Origin of the sequence: Clostridium thailandense (genome assembly GCF_019207025.1) — a bacterium.
Lineage (GTDB): Bacteria > Bacillota > Clostridia > Clostridiales > Clostridiaceae > Clostridium_AM > Clostridium_AM thailandense.
The window spans coordinates 21,417-43,145 of record NZ_JAEEGC010000124.1; the positions used below are offsets into that span (position 1 = coordinate 21,417).

Sequence of the window (21,729 nt, forward strand, 5' to 3'; positions counted from 1 at the left end):
GTGGCGGATTCAACTATTAATTTAGGGCTTGTAAAACCCTCTGATAATGAAATTGCAGACATACAAGTGATAAATAAAAATATGGATAAGATAGATACTGTGGTAATAGCAAAGTTACTTGAAGCCAAAGGATATACGGATGATAAAATAGCTCAATTAATTAATTCATCACCAGAGGCTATGGACACTCTTAAAGAATTAGCAGATGCAATGGGAGATGATCCTAATTTTAGAACTACTATTCTAAACATGCTTTCAAGTAAGGCAAACAGCTCAGATTTGACGAGTTTGTTGCAGGATTATATTACGCATAAGGCAGATAATGCGTCAGAAAGCAAAGCAAGTCATATGCAAATTGCTACACAGGCAGAGGTTACAAATGGAACTGGAGCAACTAAAGCAGTATCACCGGCTTATTTAAAAACAGAACTAAATAAAAAATTAAATATTACTGATTATAATCCTCATGACCCTGACAATGGAAGATACCAATCTGATTTTGGGTTTGAGAATGCTGTTTATGATTCAATTAATAGCTTATCTAATAATCAGTTCAGCCTATTTTCTGACAATCCTGTAACTACTAAACAAAAGGCAGGTAATGGTAATACACAACTACTTAGAGGGATTGGAAGTGAATGTTGGGGACAAAGATTACCTTCGTCGATTGTGTCTTCAATAAAGAGTATAAATTATGTAGAATTGGAGTTAACAGGAACCATATATGATTCATCACTCCCAATAACAATGGAAATATATAATGTGACAAAAAGTACTTTATTGGCAACAGTAACAAACTCTACTCCATTAGCCACGGGATATATAAGATTTACTTTAAGTACACCTATTAGGCTCACTAGCACTGATACTATAGATATAAGATTCAGAATTGTAAGTGGAATTTCAGGCACAGCAGTATGCAATTTGAATGGTTCTGGTAGTAATGATGGTTTATTAGGGTATGCAATAACGAGTTCAAATACATGGGGTACAATTACAGAACAAAGTAGTTATACATTATCAATCAAGATTAATACAGGTGGAAATTCAATACTAAGTGGTACAGTAACAAAAACTTATACCCCTTCAGACTTGAAAAGATGGGGTAATGCAAAATGGACACAAACTACTGTGGCAAGTGGTAGTAGTATTGTATGTGATGTGTTGCCATTAAATAGTCAACCAAATGCTATACCTGCAATGATAAGTAATACTGCTCCTAGTGGTATTGCAAGTGCTAGTTCAATATATAATTCTACTTATGACGCATATCATGCTTTTGATGGGACTGTTTCAGGTACAAGTTTTTGGGTAACTACAAGTTTAACAGGGTGGTTAAGATATCAATTTGCTTTATCTAAAAAAATAATAAAATATTCCATCCAAAATCAATATGTGGCTAGAGCACCAAAAAATTGGACTTTTCAAGGAAGCAATGATGGCTCTACATGGACAACATTAGACACACAGACAAATATAAGTTGGTCTAGTGATAGTGCTGAGTTAACTTTTAATATTAATAACTCAAGTTCTTATACTTATTATCAGATTAATATTACTGCTAATAACGGTGATAGTAGTTATCTTTCAGTTCAAAAGTTTAAAATATATGAAGCTGAAATTAAACTTAAATCCAACGTAACATCGATAGCAGATTTAAGCGATATAGACATAACACAGTATCAAAGTTTAAATGTTAAATGGACTTTAACAAGAGTAAATACAACAGATACAAGTCCTACTGTAGGTAATCCTAGTGTCACATGGGAAGGGAAGTTAGGTGATGATGGTGGACTTATAAAGATAATGAAAGATATCACTATTCCATCCGACACATCACAATTAGATATAAATGTCCCAACTGGATACACTTATTACAAAGTATTAATTGAAAATCTTAGGACAGATCAAACATCAGCCGGACAATTATATGTAAGATTTAATAACGATACAGGAGCGAACTATAATGGAGGAGCTAATCAAATCCAAAGTAGTGCATCTGCTGTTGCTCTAAGTACAGATGCAGTTGGTTCTTCATTTTTACTAGATGTAGTAAATATATTATCTTCAAATCCTAAAATAGTATATTTAACTGGCGGAAAACCTTCATTAACTGCTATATCAAATTATACAGAGTATTGGGGTAATACATCTGCAAATATATCAACTATAAGTTTATTAATGTCAACTGGTAAATTAAAAGCAGGTGCTACTATAAAAGTATGGGGGTGTAAGTAATGGCAGATAAATTAATAGTAAGCATAGATGGAATAATAGTAGAAGGAAACTTTACAGAAGAAGAAAAAGAAGCTATAGAGCAACAAAAACAAAATGAATTATTAAATCCTCAAATTATAGTTGAACCTGTAGATGCCGAAAAGGTAGCTATGGCAGAAGCTATAATAGATTTAGAAGCACGTTTAAGTGTTTTAGAAAATAAATAGAAAGAAGGAATGTAAAAATGAAACAATATTTAATAGTATCTTATGCTTATTTAGTAAAGGTTGGAGTTTGGGATTTAGATATTACAGAAGGTTCTACGAAGAAAGTAGTTCCAGAATCTTATAGAGCTGCAGTAGCAGAATACTTAGCTAATCAAGAAGTTGCAACAACTGTGACACAATAGAAAACAATTATGAAATAAAATACATAATATTTTATTTTTTGAGCTACTTTTTGAAGAGTTTCGTATATATAATCAAGATAAGATTTTAGAGGGAGGTATTAACTATGTCAAAGGAAAATGAAAAATTAACGAAAGCAGAACTCCAAGATGAGCAGTTAGATACTGTATTAGGAGGTGCTGGTACTTTAAAGTATGCTGGTAATACCTACATTTGCAGCAATGAAACAGCTACATCAGAAGATTTTCGTAAGTGTAGTAGTGAAAATATGTGTAAAAACCATATATGCCCTGGTTACGTCTATGATAATAATCACAGACGTATTGAAGGTTTAACCCAATGTAATTGTTGTATTTATTACTCTGTCAATTAGAAAGCCAACAATATGAAATCAAGGCGTCTAAAAGAAGTTTGAGAATTTGAAAAAAATAACAAGTCCATATGCTAGTTTATTTTGGACTTGTTATTTTCTTTCAAATGCCTAAACTTGTTTTTATCAGCATATTTATCATATGCGGTATATTTAATAATTTTTCCATCAGTTTCATACTCTACAAGTTTGTTATGGAATAGAAGTTCACAAGTAACCATATTTTCTAAGGCTTTTTTACCGCTTGGTGTAAAAATATCCATCACTAATACTTGTAAATGTAAAATAAGTTCGTAACAGAAAGATTTTACGTATGTATTTATACTTGTTAATATAGATTAATGTGTATTGATAAGTATAAAAATGACAAATAAATTTTAAAAATGTATAATCATCCTTAATATGGGGTGTTTATATATGGGAGAAAAATTTGAACGCATTAATATTACTCTTCCGCCAGATGTATTGGCAGAATTCAAAAAGTATGGAGAGAGGAAAGGTGTTATGATCTCACCGTTTGTTGCTGCAAAGATGAAAGAGTTCATTGCAGAGGAAAAGGCTATAGAAAAATTAAAAAATGAAAACAAGCTTTAAGGCACTCGAAAGGGTGTCTTTTATGCTTAAAATTGTTGCAGGAAATTAATTAATTCCGCCGAATATTCTGTTAGAGAAGCAAATCATAATAAAGAGGTGGAATATAAAAGATGGACAATTTGTTAAGCAATGTAACATTTTGCAATACTTTTGATAGTAGAAGAAACAAAATAGCATTTTTAATTGACACAGATGTACTATCAGATATAGCAAAAAATAACGAGAGTAAAAAAGTTTTTGATGAATTACTAAGCAAAGAGATTGTTTTATTTTATTCGTTACCGAGCTTACTAGAATTAGGTTTTGGTGCTGATGATAGAGTAGTAGAAGAAGAATTTAGATTTTGTATAGAATTACAAAATAAAGTTCACGAAGCTGATTCTATATTAAATATTCAAAATCTAGGTTCTAGTTCAGGTGATGTTTATGCTAATATTTTATTACAAACGTCATATCATAAAATCAAAGGTAAACTTATAAACATATCACCAGGTTATTTAAATTGGATGGGAGCAAAGCAAACTCTTATTGAATATATGAAGGATAGAAACACAAAGTCTAAAAATATAAAGAGATTTCAGATTGATGCACTAATAAACCATCATGCATGGAACGCGACAGCTTTTATTTGGACAAATAACATGAAGGATCACTTAATTTTGAATTATTTTATGATGAAGTATAGTTCTAAAACTGAATTGAATGTTAATACTGACAAATATATTGCTAAAAAATTTTCACCAGTATTCAATACAGAAATACTATTGAAGGTTTTAAAAGGTGATACTATCAATATGTATGACGAAATGAAAAAATATACTAATGATGAAGATGTAATAAGAGTACTTAACATAGCAAAAAATTTATAGTATGACTTTATTTAAAGTTAGTTTGCTCATGTCGTGGGTTCGATTCCCACACTCCCGACATTAACTTTCATTGCAATATATACTATGCAACAAATTGGAGAATCAGGAATTAAAGCGTGTATCAGTAACTTAATTGGTTCTCTGAAGGGTAAATATGAAAGGAAGTGGTTTGTTATGAATATTATATTCACAACTATAGCTCTATATGTAGCTTGTCGGGAGTTAACTCAGAGGTAGAGTATGTTGATAAAGTAATCAGCACATAGGGCTGAATTCAAAAATTAAAGCACTTGATAAGAGTGCTTTTTTATATGTTTAAAATTATGTCACATAAGTAACTATTAATCAATATAGGTGTAAACCTAGCTGTATCAATGATTACAGGTGTACATACAAATGGTTAGAAAGATAATGTGTATTAATGTGCAATAGTATGCACTAATAGATAACAATAAGATAAAATATCCCAAAAGGTATATAATCATCCTATGGGGTGATTATTTTGGCCGTAGTAAGAAGGCAAAATATAACTATAGATCTTACAGTATTTGAAGAATTTTGCAAATATGTAGGATCAAAAGGAATTAAGATATCTACATGGATTACTGCAAAAATGAAGGAGTTTGTAGAAGATGAAAAAGCTCTGGAAGAATTAAAGAAAAAATAGAGAAGGGGGATATTTTTATTATGACAAATTATGAAGTAAAAAAAGAGACTCTAAGGGCTACGCAACCATTTTGTATAATTAAGAATGGGAAACCTTTAAGGTTAACTAAAAAGCCTAAAGGACATTTAATCAAGGACATAAATAAAAAATTATATAAAGTAGATGATGAGCTAGAAGGAGAATTTGATTTATCTAATTTTAAAGAAAAGTTTAAGCAACTCTACCCAGAGGCATATGATGTATATGAAGGCGACAGAGGCAAGAAGTTTGATGAATGGATATTAAATGTAATTTTTACATTAAAGGAATGTCCAATATATACGATATTTATAAAAGTTAATTAAATTAATTGAAAGAAAGAAGGCTAATAAAATGGGATTAGCAATAGAAAATAAATATAATTATTCAACCAATGCTAGTACTAAAAAAAATAATTCAGTAACAGAACAACAAGAATTTTCAAATATATTAACAGAGAAAAAAAGCAGTTCTAATCTTAATAAAGGTACAATAAAGTTTGTGATGGAAAATGGCATGGCAGAAGCAGCATATGTAGATGGAATTAAGATGGACCTTTCGGATATGTTTTTAACAGATAAAAGCCAACTAAAAGGAGAGATAAATAGAAAATATAATAAAACTGATGCAGAAAAATTGGAAGAAATATTTGGATTACAAGATCAATAAAAAAGAAGGTACAGTAAAAATAATTACAAGGATATATAATCATTTTTGAGATGGCTATTTTGGCAAAAATGAAAGAGTTTTTTTGCTGTATAATAATCGTTGATATGATAATTGTATGTCAGTAGTGAGATGAATAACATACCTCTTATGTAAAAAAATAAAAAATATTTGAAAAATTTTGATTATTAGGAAGGAATTCTGTAATTAATAACGAATATTATATAAAATAAAATGTTAAGAGGTGAGTTTATTATGATATTAAAATGGGATGACCAATTAGCAACAGGAGTATCTGACATTGATAATCAGCATAAGGAGCTTTTTAACCGTATGAATAATTTGTTAATTACTATGAGAGAAGGTAATGGAAAAAATGAAGCTATCAAAACTTTAAATTTTCTTGAAGAATATGTAATAAAACATTTTAATGAGGAAGAAGAACTTCAAAGAAAAAATAACTATCCTAAATATACTGTACAGCATTCAGAACACGAACAATTTAAGAATGAACTCCAAGAATTACGAAATGTTTTTGAAACTACAGGAGTATCAGCAATATTTGTAATTAATATGCAACAAAAAATGTCCAAATGGTGGAGAAATCATATAAGAGAATTAGATAAAGATTTAGGAAAATTTTTGATAGAAAAAAGCAAATAGATATGATTTAGAGCCTAATAGGGCTCTTTTTTTATACTTAAAATTGATCCGCTTTTAATAACAAATTTATAGGGGGAGATGACTTGGAAAACAAAATATTAGATTTAGCTATGCAGCAAGGAATATGGGCAGTGCTTTTTGTAGCACTGCTTTTTTTTGTATTAAACGAAAACTCTAAAAGAGAAGCAAAGTATCAAGAGATAATATCAAAGTTAACAGATAAATTTCAACGTATAGAAGAAGGACTAGATTGTATTAAAGAAGATGTAAAAGAAGTTAAAGATAAAATATTTAAATAAGTATTATCACTTTTAAATTAAATAACATAATTTAAGGTAGGAGGTGTTTCTTTATGAGTAGTTATGCAATAGATCCCGGTCACGGATGTTATCCAGATACAGGAGCAGAAGGCTATTTAAATGAGCAAAATTGTGCTTTAGATATAGCAGAGAGGGTTATAGCTAAACTTCAAACACTAGGTTGTGAAGCGTGGAATGTAAGACCTTCAAGTGCTTCAAGTATTACAAATTCGCTTCAGCAAAGGTGTGATGGTGCAGCTAATGCTGATTATTTAGTTTCTATCCATCTAAATGCAGGTGGAGGAAAAGGTAGTGAAGTTTTTGCTATGAGCAATGCAGGTAATGCTCTAGCTTCTAGTGTATTAAGTAGACTTGTAGCCTTAGGTTTTGTGAATCGTGGAGTAAAGGACGGCAGCAGTTTATATGTGATAAAGCATAGTAAGCCTGCAGCTATATTAATAGAGGTATGTTTTGTAGATACTCAAAGTGATGCAAATTTATATAATAAATTAGGAACTGATGCTATTGCAGCAGCTATAGTTGAAGGACTTACAGGAAAAAGAGCATCTAGCAATACAAGTTCTGATTTTATAAAATCTGTACAGCATGATTTACAAAAGGTTAGCTGCTTGGAAAGTGGTGAATCCAATGCTACTGGTATAGTTGATGCTAAGACTAAAGCTGCTATAAAACGATTTAGAAGTATTGTAGGACTACCTGATGGTGATACTGTAGACGTTCAACTTACCAATGCCCTAAATAATATAACAAAGCAGATAATAATAGGGAAGGATTGGCCGAAAAATCCTATAGCAACTAAATTTATTCAATGGTGGCTGGGAGTATCTAAGACAGGAAACTTTGATGATACAACAGAGAAGAAGGTTAAGGAATGGCAAAAATCTGCCAAAGTATATGCAGATCCAGATGGGGTAATTAGAAAAGAAAGTTGGGACAAGATTTTAAAATAGAATATCTATAGAAAATTAATAGGAGGATAAGTTATATGGAAAACCAAGTAATGAGTATTTTTGTACAGGCAGTTTTATCAATTCTAGGAGTACTAGTTTCTTATTTGACTACTGTTGCTGTTTCATATTTAAACAAAAAGAAAGAAGCTCTCATAAAACAAATGGGAGCAGAGCAATATAATGCAACTTACAATATTGCAAAAGGTATATATTTTGCTGTTGAACAACAATTTAAACTTAGTTCTCAATCGGGAAAACAAAAGGCTGAAGAATTTAATAAACTTCTTTTAAGCAAAATTCCTGGACTTACTCAAGAAGAAATTGATCATTTTAGAGAAGCGATTGTAGGAGAAATAAACTCTCAATTAAACAAAACAAATTTAATAGATCCTGCAAAGTAAGTTGATTTAACCCAATATCAAATAAATAGTGACAATAATTAATATCAAGTAGTATAGAAGAAATGATAGTACAGCCTCGGGGAAATCCGAGGTTTTTATTTATGAGTTTTAATCTTTTTATTTCTTTATAGATAAATTATAATATAATGTATTAATGATGTTATATTTAAGGAGATTAATTATATGTTTGATACAAAGCAAAAAGTCTTACCAAATGGAATAAGACTAATCACAATAAAGAAGGATACTCAAGTTACTTCAATACATGCAGGAATAAAAATAGGAGCAATTTTTGAAAGCCCATCAGAAAAAGGCATATCTCATTTTATTGAACATATGCTTTTTAAGGGCACCAAGACTAGAAACAATGAAAAATTAAATTTTGATTTGGAAGCTTTAGGAGGAGAATACAATGCATACACCGACAACGATTGTACTGTATACAGTATTACAGCTTTAAGCGAAGAATTAGAAAAATCATTAGAATTATTATCTGATATGTTGAGAGAATCAATATTTCCAGAGGAGGAAATAGATAAAGAAAGAGATGTTATACTAGCAGAGATTAGGACAAGTAAAGATGATATCGAAGATTATAGTTTTAAAAAGATAAATGAGATGGCCTTTGATAAAAGTCCTTTAAAATATGAGACGATAGGTGATGAGAAAACTGTCAATAAAATAAATAAGGCAAAATTAGTTAAGTTTTATGATAAATATTATGTTCCTAATAATTGTGTTATTTCTATAGTGTCGCCTTATGAACATGAATATATATATGAATTAGTTTGGAAGTACTTTAAAGAATGGATATGGAAGGAATTTAAAAGAAAAAAAGTTATAATTGAAAATAATATACCAGGATTAAAGATTTCTTATAAGAAGGATATTGAACAAAGCACAGTTATATATCTATTTACATTTTATGATATAACAAAAGAAGAAGAGCTTGCGTTAAGAATATTAAATCATAAATTTGGAGAGAGCGCCAATTCAATATTATTTAGAAAGCTTAGAGAAGAAAAAGGACTTGCATATGATGTTTATACAGATCTAGATTTAACAACTAACGTGAAAACGCTATATATATATACTGCTGTTAGTAATGAAAATGTTGATGAAACTATTGAAACTATAGACAACTGTATTGAAGAAATCAAAAATGAAAAGATTATTTTTGACGATAATACTATAATGCTTATGAAAAAAGTTTTAAAAACGGCTGTAGCATTTACTCTTGAGGATTCTACAGATATAGGAAACTATGTACTGCATCAAGCTATTGATGAAGATGATATATTTAAGTTTATAGATGATATGAAGAAGCTAGAGAATATAAAAAAGGATGATATATATAAGGTGGCTAGACTTGTTTTCAAAAATCCTGCAGTACACATATTGAAAAGTGAGGATACTAGAGAAGAACAATAGTATTGGCTAGGGGAGTTTTAAATGAAAAATATTATTACCAAAATTGAAGTTCAAAAAAGAAATAAAGAGAGAGTAAATATATATATAAATAATGAATTTTCTTTTGCATGCAGTGCAGAGCTTGTATATATCCACAGCCTTTCAAAAGATAAGGTTGTGGATGTGAATAGTTTAGCAGAAATAGTTGAAGAAGATAATTATATTAAATGTAAGAATACTTCACTAAAAATGATTGAAAAGTCTTACAAAACGGAGAAACAGATTATTGATAAGTTAGTTCAAAAGGAATATCAGGATAAAATTATAAAAAGAACTATAGAATTTTTAAAACAATATAATTTTATTGATGATAAAAAATATGCACAAATGTATATAAAAGACAAGATAAGTGCTCAGGGTAAAAACAAAACTAAATATGCATTAATTAATAAAGGAATAAATGAAGAGATAATAAACGAGGAACTAAAACATATAGATGATGCAATAGAGGAAAGTTCAGCAATGAAGCTAGCAGAAAAAAAATATAATATATTACTTAAAAGTGAAAAAGATCCCAGAAATATTAATAAAAAATTAAGAGAATATCTAGCTAGAAAAGGTTATAATTTAGATATAATACAGAAGGTTTCAAACAGTATTGTAAAGTTGGATTTTTGTAACTATTTTGAGGAAAATAGTTACAAAGAAGTAAAAAATGACATAGACGAATTGTATGAGCTGGCAGAAAAGAGATATAAGATTTTAGTTAAGTCTGAGGGTGACAGTAGAAAACTTTATAAAAAGCTGGGAGATTATCTTTTGAGAAGGGGGTATTCTTGGAGCAGTATAAAATCTGTATTGAAAAATATTATAGAAGGTTCTGATGAGTGATAAAGGTATTTTGAAGTAAGTTTAAATGTGTTTTTCGAAGTAAAAGGTTGTCTAATGAATGAGAGGTGATTATTGTGATGAATACGAAGATTAATCCTATAACTCTTATGTTAATACTGATATTTTTATATCCTCTCTTAAAAGGTTTTTTATTTAAGTTTTCTTCTAACAATTTAAAAGCTGGAATAGATGATATAAATAGAAATATTTCTTTTGTATTTTCTTTAGTTCTAGGTGTTTATTATGGCAGAAAAATATTTTTACAGCATGACACGGGAATTTATAATCAGATATATAAATCTATACCTGATAGCATTCTTCAATATATAGAAAACAATAATTTTGTAATTTATGCAGTGGCAATACCTCTATTTATTCTTATATTTTATAAAGTTATTAAACTGATTTTTGACCTTATGAGTTATGCAACACTTCATCCTATATTAGATAGTTTAGAGAGGTTTTTAAGTTCAAAAAGCAATCTTTTCAAGAGAATAGCAGGCATGTTGGTTCAGTTTCCTAAGGCTGTATGCTATGTATTAATAGTAACCTTTGTACTAAATATAGCCTCTATATTTGGTGTTAATAATAGCCTTAATGAACATTTAGAAGGATCAAAAGCATATAAAACTATATGTAAAGAGATAGTTATACCAATTACAAATTCAAATATAGCTAAACAATTACCAGGTATAATAAATAATTCTTTTAAAATTGTAATAAAAGAGTCTGAACCAAAGGAAACTGCACAAGGTAAAAACATAAACAAAAGCAGAACGATAGTTTATTACAATGGGGTCACCTTAGAACAAGGTGTAAAATCTGATTCACAGATAGATAAGACTGCTAAGGAACTTACAGCTAAAGAAAGTTCGACAAAAGGTAAAGCAAAAATACTATATAATTGGATAGGAAACAATATTAGTTATGACCATGATAAAGCCAACAAGGTCTTAAACAATGATTTTAATGTACAATCTGGTGCTGTACCTACTTTTAATACAGGCAAAGGAATTTGTTTTGATTATTCCTGCCTATATGTTGCAATGGCTAGGGCTAATGGCATTAAAGTAAGATTAATAACAGGAGAGGGCTTTAATGGTGTGAGTTGGGTGAGTCATGCATGGAATCAAGTATATATATCAGAAGAAGGAAAATGGATTAATGTTGATACAACTTTCTATAAAGGAGGAAATTATTTTAATAGCAAAAGATTCGAACTTGACCATAAAGGAGCACAGATAGCTGGTGAGTGGTAAAAAAGTTTCCAATTTAATATGTTTTTTTTATAAAAAGCAGTATAATATTGTTGACAAGAATATGGGAGATGATGAGTTATGGAGAAATATGAAAACCGAATTAGAAAGAACAAACAAAGAAAAAGGAGAAATGCCATTCTTTCAGTATTTTCTTTATTGTTACTTTTTTCTTTTGGCTTCTTTATTGGTGGAAAGATGTCACATAAGAAAAGTAATGTTGTAGTGAGCGCAGCAAATAACAACCAGAAAGAACAAGAGAAAAAGGCGACAGATGAAAATATGAATAGTAGAGAAAGTAAAGTAAATACTGATAATAAAAGTAGTGATGGAAAAGGCTTTGATCCATATAAATCAGACGGTAAAAAAGTTGCGTATTTAACTTTTGATGATGGTCCTTCTGCAAATAATACACCTAAAATATTAGATATATTAAAAAGCAATAATATTAAAGCAACTTTTTTTGTTATTGGACAATGTGCTGAACAGAATAGTGAGCTGTTAAAAAGAGAAAATGAAGAAGGACATACTATTGGAAATCATACTTATTCTCACAATATGAAGTATGTATATTCAAGTCCAGATAATTTTATTAACGATTTGGAAAAAGGAGACAAGGTTATTAAATCTATAATAGGCAGCGATTATAACTTAAAACTTATTAGGTTTCCAGGAGGGTCTTTTGGAACAAAACTAGCACCTTATAGAGAAGCATCTATAAAGGCTGGTTATCACTATGTAGATTGGAATGACCTAACTGGAGATGCTGAGCACAATAATGTTCCTGTAAATAGTTTACTTAATGAGCTGAAAAAATATACTACTCAGGAGCATGTGGTAATATTAATGCATGATGCACCGGCAAAGACAACGACAGTACAAGCACTTCCTCAGGTGATAGAATACTTGAAATCCAAAGGATATACCTTTGAAACATTGAAATAAAAAATACAGCTTGAAGATAATTTCAAGCTGTATTTTATTCTTATTTTTTAGATAAGTAGTTCTTTATTATTATATTTATTGCTTTTTCACAATCGGAATCATCGTTATTTAAGCTCCATGCTGTATTAAAATAAACTAATGCTTTTTTATTATTTTTGAGCATATTGTAACAATATCCAAGGTTAAAAAAGTACTTGCTCTCCCGTTTTAAATTAATAGCAGATTTCAAAAGAGGAATAGCTTTATTATATTCTTTAAGTTTTATAAAGCACACAGCAGAATTATAGAAAGAAGCTGCTTCATTCTCTTTAAATTTAATGGCTTTTTCATACATATCGAGTGCTCTTTTATAATCTTTAGCATTATAGTATTCATTAGCTTTTTGAAAGTAGCTCATTTTACTCCTCCTTAGGTTTGTGTAAAGATTAGTCTTATCATTTTAGTATCAATAAATATATATAACTTTTTCGGTAAAACATTCCATTTTAATAATAACCATATTTTATTTTTTCTATACATAAAGAAAATTACATTTTTAGTTTTTTTTCTAGAAGTTCAACTACTACATACATTAAATATGCTAATATTGCTAATATTATTATGCTGAGCATGACTGTATCTAGTTGAGCTATTTGTCCTCCAAATACTATTAAAAATCCCAATCCATCTTTGGCAACAAGGAATTCACCCATTATTACACCTACCCAAGAAAGTCCAACGTTAATTTTTAATGCTGATAGAAGGGTAGGAATAGATGCAGGAATTATTAGATGAATCAATATTTGAGATTTGGAAGCTCCAAAGGTTTTTAGCAATTTTATTTTATCTATATCAACTTCATTAAATCCATTTAGAACGGTTATTATAGTTACAACTATTGATATGAGAAGAGCTACTAAAATTATTGCAGGAGTACCATTACCAACCCAGAATATTATTATAGGAGCAAGAGCTACTTTAGGAAGAGCGTTAAGTACAACAATATATGGATCGAGCACCTTTGAAACAAAGTCTGACCACCATAGAATCACTGCGATAAGTGTTCCAAAGACAGTTCCGAGGACAAATCCTAATATGGTTTCATAGCAAGTAACCCATATATGTTTGAATAGGTTTCCTTCTATATATAACTTAACAAGGCTTTTCCACATTCTTGAAGGAGTACTCGTCAGAAATGGATCAATCCATTTTAAGTCTCCAGCGATTTCCCACAAGAGGAATATTGATATTAGAATCACTATTCTAGTAATGATAATAGTTCTTTTTCGACTTTTGACATTTTTGATATATAATTCATGTTCTTTAATTTCATCAATCATTGTGAATTCAACTCCTTCCATATGTTATTAAAGTGAAGTCTAAATTTAGGGTCTTCTCTACACTCTAATGGTGAATGATGAGGAATTGAAAAATCAATATCAAAGATATTACTTATTTTCGCAGGACGCTTTGTTAGAGCAATTACCCTATTAGACATCGATATGGCTTCAGAAATATCGTGGGTGACCATAATTGCAGTTTTGCCTTCTTTCTTTATTATTTTATAAATTTCATCGCTTATATTTAACCTAGTTTGATAATCTAAAGCTGAAAATGGTTCATCTAATAGAAGTACTTCTGGATTAAGGGCAAGAGTTCTAATTAAAGCGACTTTTTGCCTCATACCACCCGAAAGTTCTGATGGATGATGTTGTTTAAAGTCCCATAAACCATATTCACTAAGAAGTGAATTGATCTTATCTTTATACTGATTTACAGGCTCATGTTTTATTTTAAGTCCAAGAAGTATGTTATCATATACTGTAAGCCATTCAAATAATTGATCTCTCTGAAACATATACCCCATTTTTGTACTTGTTGAGGTTACAAGTTCACCATCAATAAATATTTCGCCATGAGATGCTTTTAAGAGTCCAGCAATTATATTGAGAAGGGTAGATTTACCACAGCCAGAAGGGCCTACTATACTTAAGAATTCACCTTCTGATACTGTAAAAGTTACATCATCAATAGCCTTAGTAGATCCTTTTAATGAATGATAGTTCATATAAATATGATTAACGGATACTTTATCCACTATATCATCTCCTATAAAGTTTATACCATGCTTCATTATATGAATTAACATTATATAATGTTAATTACTAATCTTTAATAAAATTTAATAATTACTAAAAGAATAAGGCAAATTTATGTTATAATATTAATATATAGAAATTTATATTTTATTTTAGGCTACCAAAACAAAACTATATAATAACCGTATATTAGGGATATGGTTATTTTTTTTCTTATAAGCTATATATTTAATATTATAAGGAATATATAGATTAGAAAATTTAATTAGGCTTAGAAAAATATATAATTCCCATAAACTTATTAATTTAAAAAAAAGGTGATATGATTTATGAGAAACTTATTTCATATTGGTCTTGATGTTGGATCGACAACAGTAAAGATTGTAGTTTGTGATAGTAAAGATAGTATATTATATAGTAGATATCAGAGGCATTTTTCTGATATAAAAAGTACAATAATTAATGTTATAAAAGAGGCTTACAATTGTTTTAGAGAAGCTAATATTACAATAATGGTAACAGGCTCAGGTGGTCTATCTGTATCGAAATGGTTAAATATTTCATTTATACAAGAAGTTGTAGCTTGTACAAATACTATAAAAAGATTTACACCAAATACAGATGTGGCAATAGAATTAGGTGGAGAAGATGCCAAAATTACTTTTTTTGATGATGGAATAGACCAAAGAATGAATGGTACATGTGCTGGAGGTACAGGAGCCTTTATTGATCAAATGGCATCACTTCTCCAAACAGATGCTGAAGGACTTAATGAAATGGCAAAAAGGCACAAAGTTATTTATCCTATAGCAGCACGATGTGGAGTATTCGCTAAAACTGATATCCAGCCGCTTTTAAATGAAGGAGCAGCAAAAGAGGATATTGCAGCATCTATATTCCAGGCTGTAGTAAATCAAACGATAAGTGGACTTGCTTGTGGAAAATCTATAAAAGGTAACATAGCATTCTTAGGGGGACCTTTATACTTTTTGTCTGAACTTAGGACTAGATTTGTTGAATCTTTAAAGTTGACGGAAAAGCAAATTATATTTCCAAAAAACTCTCAACTATTTGTAGCTATTGGAGCTGCGTTATCTTCTAAAAAAGAGAACGTTGCATCTTTTCAATCATTAGTTGAAAAACTACCTGGAATTGAAAAACTAACAACAGAGGCAGTTCAAACACTTAGACCGCTTTTTAAAGATGAAAGTGAATTAAAAGAATTTAAAGAAAGACATAAAAAATACTCAGTTAAGAAAGGTAAATTAGAAGATTTTGAAGGAAATTGTTATCTGGGTATAGATGCAGGGTCCACTACTACCAAGGCGGCACTCGTTGATGGAGAGGGAAATCTACTTTACTCCTTTTATGGAAGTAATGAAGGTAGTCCGCTTAAATCTGCAGTGAGAATACTAGAAGAGTTGTATAGTAAGCTGCCTGAAAAAGCCAAGATAGTGAATTCTGCAGTTACTGGTTATGGAGAAGGGCTTATAAAAGCAGCACTTTCAATGGATATTGGAGAAGTTGAAACTGTAGCTCATTATAAGGCATCCGAGTTCTTTAATCCAGGCGTAGATTTTATCCTAGACATTGGTGGACAGGATATGAAATGTTTAAAGATAAAGGATGGAGTAATTGACAGCATAATGCTCAATGAAGCATGTTCTTCTGGATGCGGCTCCTTTATAGAAACTTTTGCAAATTCATTAAATATGAAAGTAAAAGATTTTGCAGAAGCAGCAGTATATTCTCAAAAGCCTGTAGATTTAGGTTCTAGATGTACAGTTTTTATGAACTCTAAGGTTAAGCAGTCTCAAAAAGAAGGGGCTACAGTAGGGGATATATCCGCAGGGCTTTCTTATTCAGTAATAAAAAACGCTCTTTTTAAAGTTATAAAGATAAGGGATCCTAAGGAATTAGGTAAAAGGATAATTGTGCAAGGGGGAACCTTCTATAATGACTCAGTTCTTAGAGCTTTCGAACTTATATCAGAAAGAGAAGTTGTAAGACCAGATATAGCAGGAATTATGGGAGCCTTTGGGGCCGCATTAATTGCACGGGAAAGATATAGAGAAGGAGATGAGACCAGTCTATTAGAGGCTGATAAATTAAAGGACTTTTCAACAGATGTAACAATGAAAAGGTGTGGAAAGTGCGGGAATAACTGCCTTTTGACTATAAACAGTTTTTTTGATGGCAGAGAGTTCATATCAGGAAATAGATGTGAACGAGGCGCTGGATTAGAATATAAAACAAAAGAAATACCAAATATATTTGAATATAAGTATAGAAGAATATTTGGATATGAACCGTTAAAAAAAGAAGAAGCTAAAAGAGGTTCCGTAGGGATACCTAGAGTACTTAATATATACGAAAATTATCCATTTTGGTTTACATTCTTCACTAAGTTAGGTTTTAGAGTTGAATTATCACCAAGGTCTTCTAAGGAAATATATGAGCTTGGAATAGAGACGATACCTTCTGAATCAGCTTGCTATCCCGCAAAAATAGTCCATGGGCACATAATAAGCCTTATTAATAGAGGAGTAAACTTTATTTTTTATCCATGTATTCCTTATGAACAAAAGGAGCAAGAAGAGGCAGATAACAATTATAATTGCCCTATGGTTACATCATATCCTGAAGTTATCAAAAATAATATTGATGTTTTAAGAGAAAAAAATATTAAATTTATGAATTCATTTTTACCTATAGATAATGAGGATAGGCTAATAAAGAGATTGTTTGATGAATTTAAGGCATTTGATATTTCTAGAGATGAGATTAAACAAGCAGTTAAAGCTGCCTATAATGAAGATAAAAAGGTGAAAGAAGATATAAGAAGTAAAGGTGAAGAAGTACTTCGATATCTGGAGGAAACAGGTAGAAAAGGCATAGTTTTAGCTGGAAGACCTTATCATATAGACCCGGAAATTAACCACGGAATACCAAATATAATTACATCTTACAATATGGCAGTTTTAACAGAAGACTCCATAGCGCATTTAGGAGAAGTTGAAAGACCGTTAAGGGTTGTAGACCAATGGGTATATCATTCGAGATTATATGCCGCCGCAAGCTTTGTGGCTACTCAGGAAAATCTAGAACTCATACAGCTCAATTCCTTTGGATGTGGATTAGATGCTGTAACAACAGATCAAGTACAGGAAATATTAAATTCTTATGAAAAAATATATACTAGTTTGAAGATAGATGAGGGAAGTAATTTAGGAGCTATAAAAATAAGAATTAGATCGCTAAAGGCAGCTTTAGAGGAAAGATATAATACTGGATTTAAACCAAAAAAGATATTAAGAAATTCAGAGAGAGTTATTTTTACAAAAGAAATGAAAAATACTCACACTATTTTGTGTCCACAGATGTCGCCTATACATTTTCAATTTGTGCAGGAGGCTTTCAAGGCTTCGGGATACAATTTAGAAGTCCTTCCATCTGTAGATAAAAGAGCAGTAGATGAGGGGTTAAGATATGTTAATAATGATGCCTGCTATCCATCCATAATAGTTGTTGGACAATTGATAGAGGCACTTAAATCACAAAAATATGATTTGAATAATACATCTGTATTGATAACCCAAACAGGTGGAGGATGTAGAGCAACAAATTATATAGGATTTTTAAGAAAGGCCCTTAAAGAGGCTGGTATGGCTAATATTCCAGTCATATCTTTGAATGCTGTAGGGATGGAAAAGAATCCAGGTTTTAAAATTACTCCTGGTATTTTAAATAAAGCCATTATTGGACTAGTATATGGAGATCTGCTGATGAGAGTACTTTATAAGGTTAGACCTTATGAGAAAATTCCAGGTTCAGCTAATATTTTATATGAGAAATGGATTGAAAAATGTAAGCAAAATGTTATAGATGGAAATCATAAAAAGTTTAAAGAAAACATATATGCTATAGTAGATGATTTTGATAAGTTAGAGATAAATAATGTTGAAAAGCCTAAAATTGGTGTAGTTGGTGAAATACTTGTAAAGTTTCATCCTACAGCAAACAATAATATTGTAGATATTATTGAAAAAGAAGGAGCAGAAGCAGTAGTTCCTGATCTTATAGATTTTTTTCTATATTGTGCTTATGATGCAAAGTTTAAGTATGAGTATCTCTCAGGAAATAGGAAGAATAAAATCATACGTAATACTTTTATAAAATCTATTGAGTATTATAGAAGGCATATGAAAGAAGCATTATCTAACAGCAAGAGATTTAGCCCGCCTGTAGAAATTGAAGTTCTAGCAGAAGGTGCATCGCCGATAGTATCCTTGGGGAATCAAACTGGAGAAGGATGGTTTTTAACAGCGGAGATGGTAGAACTTATAGAAAGTGGAACAAAAAACATTGTTTGTATGCAGCCTTTTGCATGTTTACCAAACCATGTAACCGGAAAAGGTATGATAAAGGAATTAAAAAGAAGGTATCCAGGAACTAATATAGCAGCTATAGATTATGATCCAGGTGCAAGTGAGGTCAACCAATTGAATAGATTAAAGCTTATGCTCTCGGTGGCATTTAAGTCTATGGAGGATGAAGCTTTAAGAATTCTGATGAAAACTAAAGAGCAAATTGCTGCAGAGGATGGCGGAAAGAAGTAAAATAAGGGTGCATAAGCACCCTTATTTTACTTCTTTAATAGCCTTTTCACCAAATGTATTATTAACTATTTTGCTAAAGGATGGTCTTTGAGGGATTAAATCAGATTTGTAAGCTTGAATTATATCCATTAGTTTATTTAAGTTTTCTTCTTTAAGAGTAGGATCAGAAGCGTAAGCATTAATGTTTCTATAATTTTTGATGACTGAAGCAATTATATCTTCATCAGTTCCAGGGAAGAAGGACTTGATGGCTTTTGTAACTTCTTCATCACTGTGTTTTTGAACCCAAAGCTGACCTTTATAAATAGCACGAGTAAATTTTTGAATGGTCTGTGGATTTTTATCCATATATGATTTAGTTGAGAAGAAACATGTATAAGGTATAGTTCCGGACTCTTTTCCAACTGAGGCTACTACATAACCTGAGTCAACTTTTTGCAGCATACTTGCACTAGGTTCAAATATAGTTGCGTAATCCCCAGTTCCACCTTTAAATGCTCCTGTTACAGCAGCAAAGGCAATATTAGTTATAACATTTATGTCTTTACCAGGCTCAAGATTATGTTTTCTAAGTACGTACTCGAAAGCCATCTCAGGAACTCCACCAGGTCTTCCGCCAATTACAGTTTTCCCTTTTAAAGATTCCCAAGTAAAATTCTTTTCTTCATGTCTTCCAACAAGAAATGATCCATCTGTTTGTGTTAATTGTGCAAATAATACAGGGTAGTCTTCTCTATTTTGATTATTAATGTATATTACCTGCTCTGGTCCGCAAAATCCTATATCAGCACTTTTACTTAGTACTTGCTGCATAGTTTTATCAGCACCTTCTCCGGTGGTTAAGTCTATTTTTAATCCTTCTTCAGTAAAGAATCCTTGACTTAGTGCTACATACATTGGAGCATAGAAAACAGAACGGGTAACTTCATTTAGTCTAACAGTAGTAACATTTTTATCAGTGGTTTTATTTCCACCACATCCATAGAAAAGTACAGAAGTGAATATAAGTATCAGTAAAGCAGAGTAAAATTTAAATTTACATTTTCTCATACAGTACCTCCATGAGAATTTTAATATTAATTTATATTATGCAATAAAAATGACATGTGTTAACTTTTTAATTGTTAAAATTATATTAGTTGTTTATATTTTACATATGTAATGCTAAAATATAAATTATTAGTTAAGTAAGATGATATTAGTTTATCAAGTGTTTTAAGAGGTTGATATAAATGGATAAGAATTTTATAAGAATCACTCCAGAGGAAGCATTAAGGAAATTTGAGGAGGAACAAAGAGGAAGCTTAAAAATATATATAGGTTATGCTCCCGGTGTAGGAAAGACCTATGCTATGTTGAATGATGCTAATAGTAGGCTTAAGAACGGTGAAGAAATAGTAATTGGTTATTTGGAATCCCACCAGAGAAAAGAAACGGAAAATCAAATAGGTAAACTTGAAATTGTACCTAGAAAGAGTGTTGAATATAATAATGTAGTTATGGAAGAAATGGACACAGATGCCATAATGGAAAGAAAACCTAATACTGTACTTATAGATGAATTAGCACATACAAATGTACCAGGATGTAAAAATAAAAAGAGATATGAAGATGTTGAAGAGATTTTAAGGCAAGGAATAAATGTAGTCTCTACATTAAATATTCAACATTTAGAAAGTCTTAATGATGTAATAAGACAAATTACAGGTGTTACAGTTAGGGAGACTATACCAGATAAAATGGTAGAAGATGCGGATGAAATAGTAGTGATAGATATTTCACCAGCAGCACTTCAAAATAGACTAAAAGGAGGATATGTATATGAAAATGAAAATATTGCCAGAGCTTTAAAAAACTTTTTTAGATTAGGTAATTTAAATGCATTGAGAGAAATTGCTCTTCGCCAAACTGCGGAAGAAGTTGATGAAGAGCTTGAAGAATATAGAAAAAAGCACGGAATTAAAGAACATTGGCATGTCATAGAAAGAGTAATGGTATGTATAAGCCCTAGCCCGACATCTAAAAAGCTCATTCGAAGAGGTGCTAGAATAGCAAAGAGATTTAAATGTGAATGGATTGTTGTTAATGTAAATAGCACAAGAATCTTTGCACCTAAAATGACTGAAAAAGATTCCGTTACGCTAGAAGGACACTTTAAGTTAGCTAGGCAATTAGGAGCAGAAGTTGTAAATATGACAGGAAAGAGTATATCAAGGGAGTTAGCTCAATTTGCAACACAGAGATATATAACACAAATTATTATTGGGCATAGTACAAGAACTAAAATACAAACTTTATTAAGAGGCTCAACAGTTACAAGACTTTTAAAGCTTACAAGAGATATAGAAGTTCATGTTATACCGAATGATTTAGAATAAATAAAACTCC

The 21,729-nt window shown here is 30.6% G+C and carries 22 protein-coding genes and 1 pseudogene; 19 read left to right on the plus strand and 4 right to left on the minus strand.

The features are described 5' to 3' along the window. The 17 genes from I6U48_RS30365 (at position 1) to I6U48_RS21435 (ending at position 12,644) form a co-directional block, all read left to right on the plus strand. On the plus strand, positions 1-2,238 hold the full coding sequence (locus I6U48_RS30365) for a discoidin domain-containing protein (protein ID WP_218322510.1): 2,238 nt from the start codon (positions 1-3) through the stop codon (positions 2,236-2,238). Beyond that, positions 2,238-2,444: a hypothetical protein gene (locus tag I6U48_RS21360; protein WP_218322511.1), complete on the plus strand. Its 207-nt coding sequence runs from the start codon at positions 2,238-2,240 to the stop codon at positions 2,442-2,444. The genes I6U48_RS30365 and I6U48_RS21360 overlap by 1 nt, the downstream gene beginning before the upstream one ends. Before the next feature lie 17 nt (positions 2,445-2,461). Then, a complete protein-coding gene (locus I6U48_RS21365; protein ID WP_218322512.1) occupies positions 2,462-2,626 on the plus strand; it encodes a CD1375 family protein in 165 nt (54 codons plus the stop codon). 104 nt (positions 2,627-2,730) lie between these two features. Continuing rightward, a complete protein-coding gene (locus tag I6U48_RS21370; RefSeq protein ID WP_218322513.1) occupies positions 2,731-2,997 on the plus strand; it encodes a hypothetical protein in 267 nt (88 codons plus the stop codon). A 414-nt stretch (positions 2,998-3,411) separates the two neighbouring features. Further along, positions 3,412-3,588 (plus strand): hypothetical protein, encoded by a 177-nt coding sequence (locus tag I6U48_RS21375; protein WP_218322514.1) that lies wholly within the window; start codon positions 3,412-3,414, stop codon positions 3,586-3,588. 110 nt (positions 3,589-3,698) lie between these two features. Next, positions 3,699-4,457 carry a hypothetical protein gene (locus tag I6U48_RS21380; RefSeq protein WP_218322515.1) on the plus strand — a complete coding sequence of 253 codons (759 nt, stop codon included), beginning with the start codon at positions 3,699-3,701 and terminating at the stop codon, positions 4,455-4,457. Between the two features lie 502 nt (positions 4,458-4,959). Continuing rightward, a complete protein-coding gene (locus I6U48_RS21385; protein WP_218322516.1) occupies positions 4,960-5,124 on the plus strand; it encodes a hypothetical protein in 165 nt (54 codons plus the stop codon). 20 nt (positions 5,125-5,144) lie between these two features. Next, the gene (locus I6U48_RS21390; protein WP_218322517.1) at positions 5,145-5,468 is read left to right on the plus strand and encodes a hypothetical protein; all 324 of its coding nucleotides are present in this window, start codon (positions 5,145-5,147) and stop codon (positions 5,466-5,468) included. Between the two features lie 28 nt (positions 5,469-5,496). Then, positions 5,497-5,811, plus strand: a complete 315-nt coding sequence (locus I6U48_RS21395) for a hypothetical protein (RefSeq protein WP_218322518.1) — start codon at positions 5,497-5,499, stop codon at positions 5,809-5,811. 252 nt (positions 5,812-6,063) lie between these two features. After that, positions 6,064-6,471 carry a bacteriohemerythrin gene (locus I6U48_RS21400; protein WP_218322519.1) on the plus strand — a complete coding sequence of 136 codons (408 nt, stop codon included), beginning with the start codon at positions 6,064-6,066 and terminating at the stop codon, positions 6,469-6,471. Between the two features lie 83 nt (positions 6,472-6,554). Continuing rightward, positions 6,555-6,770 carry a BhlA/UviB family holin-like peptide gene (locus tag I6U48_RS21405; protein WP_218322520.1) on the plus strand — a complete coding sequence of 72 codons (216 nt, stop codon included), beginning with the start codon at positions 6,555-6,557 and terminating at the stop codon, positions 6,768-6,770. Positions 6,771-6,823: 53 nt separating this feature from the next. Beyond that, positions 6,824-7,741 (plus strand): N-acetylmuramoyl-L-alanine amidase, encoded by a 918-nt coding sequence (locus I6U48_RS21410; RefSeq protein ID WP_218322521.1) that lies wholly within the window; start codon positions 6,824-6,826, stop codon positions 7,739-7,741. Between the two features lie 35 nt (positions 7,742-7,776). After that, the gene (locus I6U48_RS21415; protein ID WP_218322522.1) at positions 7,777-8,142 is read left to right on the plus strand and encodes a hypothetical protein; all 366 of its coding nucleotides are present in this window, start codon (positions 7,777-7,779) and stop codon (positions 8,140-8,142) included. A 183-nt stretch (positions 8,143-8,325) separates the two neighbouring features. Then, the gene (locus tag I6U48_RS21420; protein WP_218322523.1) at positions 8,326-9,573 is read left to right on the plus strand and encodes a M16 family metallopeptidase; all 1,248 of its coding nucleotides are present in this window, start codon (positions 8,326-8,328) and stop codon (positions 9,571-9,573) included. 21 nt (positions 9,574-9,594) lie between these two features. Further along, positions 9,595-10,443: a recombination regulator RecX gene (recX, locus tag I6U48_RS21425; protein ID WP_218322524.1), complete on the plus strand. Its 849-nt coding sequence runs from the start codon at positions 9,595-9,597 to the stop codon at positions 10,441-10,443. A 77-nt stretch (positions 10,444-10,520) separates the two neighbouring features. Beyond that, entirely contained in the window at positions 10,521-11,702 is a 1,182-nt protein-coding gene (locus tag I6U48_RS21430) for a transglutaminase-like domain-containing protein (RefSeq protein WP_218322525.1), read from the plus strand. A 78-nt stretch (positions 11,703-11,780) separates the two neighbouring features. Beyond that, positions 11,781-12,644 carry a polysaccharide deacetylase family protein gene (locus I6U48_RS21435; RefSeq protein WP_218322526.1) on the plus strand — a complete coding sequence of 288 codons (864 nt, stop codon included), beginning with the start codon at positions 11,781-11,783 and terminating at the stop codon, positions 12,642-12,644. Between the two features lie 40 nt (positions 12,645-12,684). On the opposite strand, the pseudogene I6U48_RS21440 reads toward I6U48_RS21435, so the two are convergent. The 3 genes and pseudogenes from I6U48_RS21440 to I6U48_RS21450 form a co-directional block, all read right to left on the minus strand. Beyond that, positions 12,685-13,044: pseudogene (locus I6U48_RS21440) on the minus strand (tetratricopeptide repeat protein); the annotation flags it as partial. 127 nt (positions 13,045-13,171) lie between these two features. Then, a complete protein-coding gene (locus tag I6U48_RS21445; RefSeq protein ID WP_218322528.1) occupies positions 13,172-13,963 on the minus strand; it encodes an ABC transporter permease in 792 nt (263 codons plus the stop codon). Then, complete coding sequence (locus I6U48_RS21450; protein ID WP_218322529.1) at positions 13,960-14,721, minus strand: ABC transporter ATP-binding protein; 762 nt, start codon at positions 14,719-14,721, stop codon at positions 13,960-13,962. Before I6U48_RS21450 ends, I6U48_RS21445 begins: the two co-directional genes overlap by 4 nt. 330 nt (positions 14,722-15,051) lie before the next feature. On the opposite strand from I6U48_RS21450, the gene I6U48_RS21455 reads away from it, so the two are divergent. Next, positions 15,052-19,341 (plus strand): 2-hydroxyacyl-CoA dehydratase, encoded by a 4,290-nt coding sequence (locus I6U48_RS21455; RefSeq protein ID WP_218322530.1) that lies wholly within the window; start codon positions 15,052-15,054, stop codon positions 19,339-19,341. A 21-nt stretch (positions 19,342-19,362) separates the two neighbouring features. Here I6U48_RS21455 and I6U48_RS21460 read toward each other — a convergent pair whose 3' ends face one another. Beyond that, positions 19,363-20,391: an ABC transporter substrate-binding protein gene (locus I6U48_RS21460; RefSeq protein ID WP_218322531.1), complete on the minus strand. Its 1,029-nt coding sequence runs from the start codon at positions 20,389-20,391 to the stop codon at positions 19,363-19,365. A 182-nt stretch (positions 20,392-20,573) separates the two neighbouring features. Between I6U48_RS21460 and I6U48_RS21465 the strand changes: the two genes are divergently transcribed. Beyond that, entirely contained in the window at positions 20,574-21,719 is a 1,146-nt protein-coding gene (locus I6U48_RS21465; protein ID WP_218322532.1) for a universal stress protein, read from the plus strand. The last annotated feature ends 10 nt before the right edge of the window (positions 21,720-21,729 follow it).